This window comes from Haloimpatiens lingqiaonensis (genome assembly GCF_901447495.1).
Lineage (GTDB): Bacteria > Bacillota > Clostridia > Clostridiales > Clostridiaceae > Haloimpatiens > Haloimpatiens lingqiaonensis.
Genome location: NZ_CABDWS010000138.1, coordinates 1 through 3,401, shown reverse-complemented (window position 1 = coordinate 3,401; position 3,401 = coordinate 1). Strand labels below are relative to the sequence as shown.

Below are 3,401 nucleotides of genomic sequence, written 5' to 3'. Positions count from 1 at the left end.
AATATAATCCATGTTTATACTACCCTGAAAATTCATAAATATATTAGCAACGAGATATTTAATAAAATCTTGTGAACTTTCATAAGAACATATGGATATATTAATCAATTTAACCATTATTTTATTATCACTATATAATCTAAATAATTTCTTCATCTTATCATAATTAATATAATATGGAATATTCTCTTTATTATTAATATAATCTCTATAGGTTTTATCAGAAAAATCACTCAAATATATATTACTTACATTCTTTCCATCAAATCTTCTGTATATAAATCCATCAAGTTGATTTATGGAATAAATATTACCTTTTATACCTTTATTCTGCGCTTTTTCATCAATAACTAAAACAAAATTCATTATTTCTTTTAATTCATCTATATATATTTTTTTAATATCTTTAATTATAAACTTTAAACTAATAACTTTTTTTAAAAATTGCTCACTAGTTTCTTTTTTAATACTCTGTAAATATTTATTGCTACATATCAAATTTTCTAATATTTCTATATGTCTTTGAAGTTCTATATATCCTTCTTCATTATATAATAATTTTAAAAGTACTATTTTCAATTTTTCTACTAAATACCTAAACTGAACTATATTAATATCATAACTCTGCCAATTTACAAATGAAAAAACCCTAAAAGGATTAGACAAATATTTTTTAACTCTATTATTACCTGCTTTTTGCGCTGATAATTTTTCAAATTCTAAACTAACATTATTTAATTTACTTAAACATTCTAATCTTTCTATTATTTCATTTATAGATTTTATATTTTCTAAATAAGGTTCTAGCATTTTCAGAAGTCCTAAATAGTCTTTCCCATTTATAAACCTATTACCGGTTTTGATTTCTATACATCCAGAAATAATTAACTCTTCAAAAATATCATATGATAACTCTATATCTCTATCATGGATTTTGCATACATATAAATTCTTTATAAACTTTCCCAAAGGTAACTCATAATAATGTTCTATATTTTCTTGTGAATAATGATTTATAGAAAAATACTTTTTAAAATCCTCTCTGCACAAGCAAAAATAGTTGTTGCACTCTTTATAATTTTTCATAAACTCATAAATATTATTATAGTTTTTAAATGATATTTTTAATGAATTATCAATAATATCTATAGGCTCCCCTTCAATATAAGCAATAAATTTGTTATTCTTTTTAAATTCATGATAATTTTTTTTATTATACAATTCCTGTTGCCATAAAAAAATATCATTACTATAAATATTTTTCCAAACCTTATTTACTTCTATTAGTCCATTATATTTTGGTATTCTAAATATAATTTCATGACCTACCCTATAAAGATTATATATAAACATCAATCTTGGTAAACTCAAACTACTAAAATTATATAAATAAATTTTTTGAACCCCTTCATTTTCATCAGAATTTGATAATATTTTACCTATGTTTATTAATTTATTATTATTAGCTACTTCCTTATAATATTTAATTACTTTTTGGTCTTTAGTAAATATATTAAATACATTTACAAAATTTTCTTCAAAAATTCTTCCTTTAGCACTATCAGGTATATAAGTTATTCCACATTCCATTAAAAAAATATAAGACTCTAATAGTAAATTTATATTTTTTATATAATTTATTATATCTATATTGTCAGCATTTTCTTTTCTTAATTGAATCAAATTTATCCTCAATTGTCCCATCATAATATTTCTATGTATTGGATTTTTCCAATCATAATATAATTTTTCTATAATTTGTTCAAACTCTTGAATCCTCCATTGTTCATCCTTATTAGATACATTATCTTTTATTAATTCTTTAATAGTAGTATTACTAGTTATGTGTAACGTTTTCTTTTGTATTTGTATCGTTTCAAAAAACTCTCTTGAATTATCATGAACTTCCACCTTAAACATAATTTTATCCTCCTATTACAACATTCATCCAATTATTATACTTACAGCTATTGTCATATATTTTATCTCTATGAAAATAAACTTTATGTTTTGCCCTTGTCATCGCAACATAAAGAAGTCTAATTTCTTCACCTATTTTTTCTTCCTTTTCTTTTTCCTTTAGAAGTTCATAGAAATCATTTTTAATTTCTAAAGAATTTGACAATTTAAATTTATATCCTATTTTACTTCTAAAATATCTACTTATTATTAAATCTATTTCAGAATTATTTACTGTAAATGAATGCTTAGTAAAAGGAATTATAACTCTATCAAACTCCAACCCCTTAGCCTTATGAACTGTCATACATTTGATCATTAAATTATTATTTTGCTCCTGTATTTTTTTTTCATTTTCTGTACTATTAGTTTCTATCTGTATTCTTAAATATTTTTCTATTTTACTCAAAGAAGCATCATTATCAGTGAAAGCTTGTTTTATCAAAAATATACAGTGCATCAAGTTAATCTTATACTCAATAGCCTTCATCTTTGCTATTTGATTTCCATTTTTTATCTCTTTAAACTCTCTGCACATCTTTTTATAATAAATTATCTCTGGTCTTAACTGAGATATAATTTCTTCAATTAATCTAATATGAGATTCATATTTAATCCTTTCCCTATATAAATTGATATTTGAATTTTCTAAAATACCTTTTAAATAAATACTCATTCTATCATCATCATGTGAGATTCTATCCAAAATTTCACTTTTATCTATGTTTCCATTATAATATGATGAATTAATAAACGGATAATTCCATTTATTATCTTCTCTTATTAATACATTTATAAGTATATAAAATTCTCTTACTGCTTCATTTCTATAAAAATTACCACTAGTTTCAATATCACAAGGTATTTTATTATATCTACACAGAAGTTTAGCACTTAAAAATTTTTGGGGCGTGAGCCCGCTGATTTATAATGAATGATTGAGGGTTAGGTTAAAAACCATAAATTCTGATTTTTGCTGGAAATTTTAGAGAAAAAATTTGCATAATAAAAGCATCCTTTTTATAATAGTTTTTACTAGAAACCAACTTAAAAAGGATGCTGATAAAATGAGTAAAAGTTATTTAAAACAATTACTTACTTATATTAATAAGGTATACGATATAGGTGAAAAAATCAATAACTTAAAAGATAAAAGAATAAAATCTGATGTAAAAATTTCAACAATTACCTTCGTGGTGTTATTTGGATTTATGCTTCAGATAAGAAGTTTCAATAGATTAGAACATTGGCTTAAAAAAGGCAAGTTTAAAAAAGTAATACCTAAAAAAACTAAAATGCCACGCATTGATGCCGTTAGGCGCTCCTTAAGTGATTTTGATTTAGATGGATTAAAAGAAATTCATAAACATATAATAAAAACCATTGTAAAAAATAAAGTATTTAGAAATGGTACTATAGATAAATTAAAAGTAGTTGCCATA

At 22.6% G+C, this 3,401-nt stretch carries 3 protein-coding genes; 1 reads left to right on the top strand and 2 read right to left on the bottom strand.

Translation table 11 applies throughout. The annotated features are described in order from the left end of the window. Both FGK85_RS14780 and FGK85_RS14775 read right to left on the bottom strand, forming a co-directional pair. Window positions 1-1,920, bottom strand: a 1,920-nt coding sequence (locus tag FGK85_RS14780) for a hypothetical protein (protein WP_138207892.1), incomplete at its 3' end; no start/stop codon positions are given. 4 nt (window positions 1,921-1,924) lie between these two features. Further along, the gene (locus FGK85_RS14775) at window positions 1,925-2,824 is read right to left on the bottom strand and encodes a 3'-5' exonuclease (protein WP_279232927.1); all 900 of its coding nucleotides are present in this window, start codon (window positions 2,822-2,824) and stop codon (window positions 1,925-1,927) included. 202 nt (window positions 2,825-3,026) lie between these two features. Here FGK85_RS14775 and FGK85_RS14770 point away from each other — a divergent pair. Next, window positions 3,027-3,401 (top strand): hypothetical protein (locus tag FGK85_RS14770; RefSeq protein ID WP_341472459.1); only part of this gene is annotated, 375 nt, incomplete at its 3' end.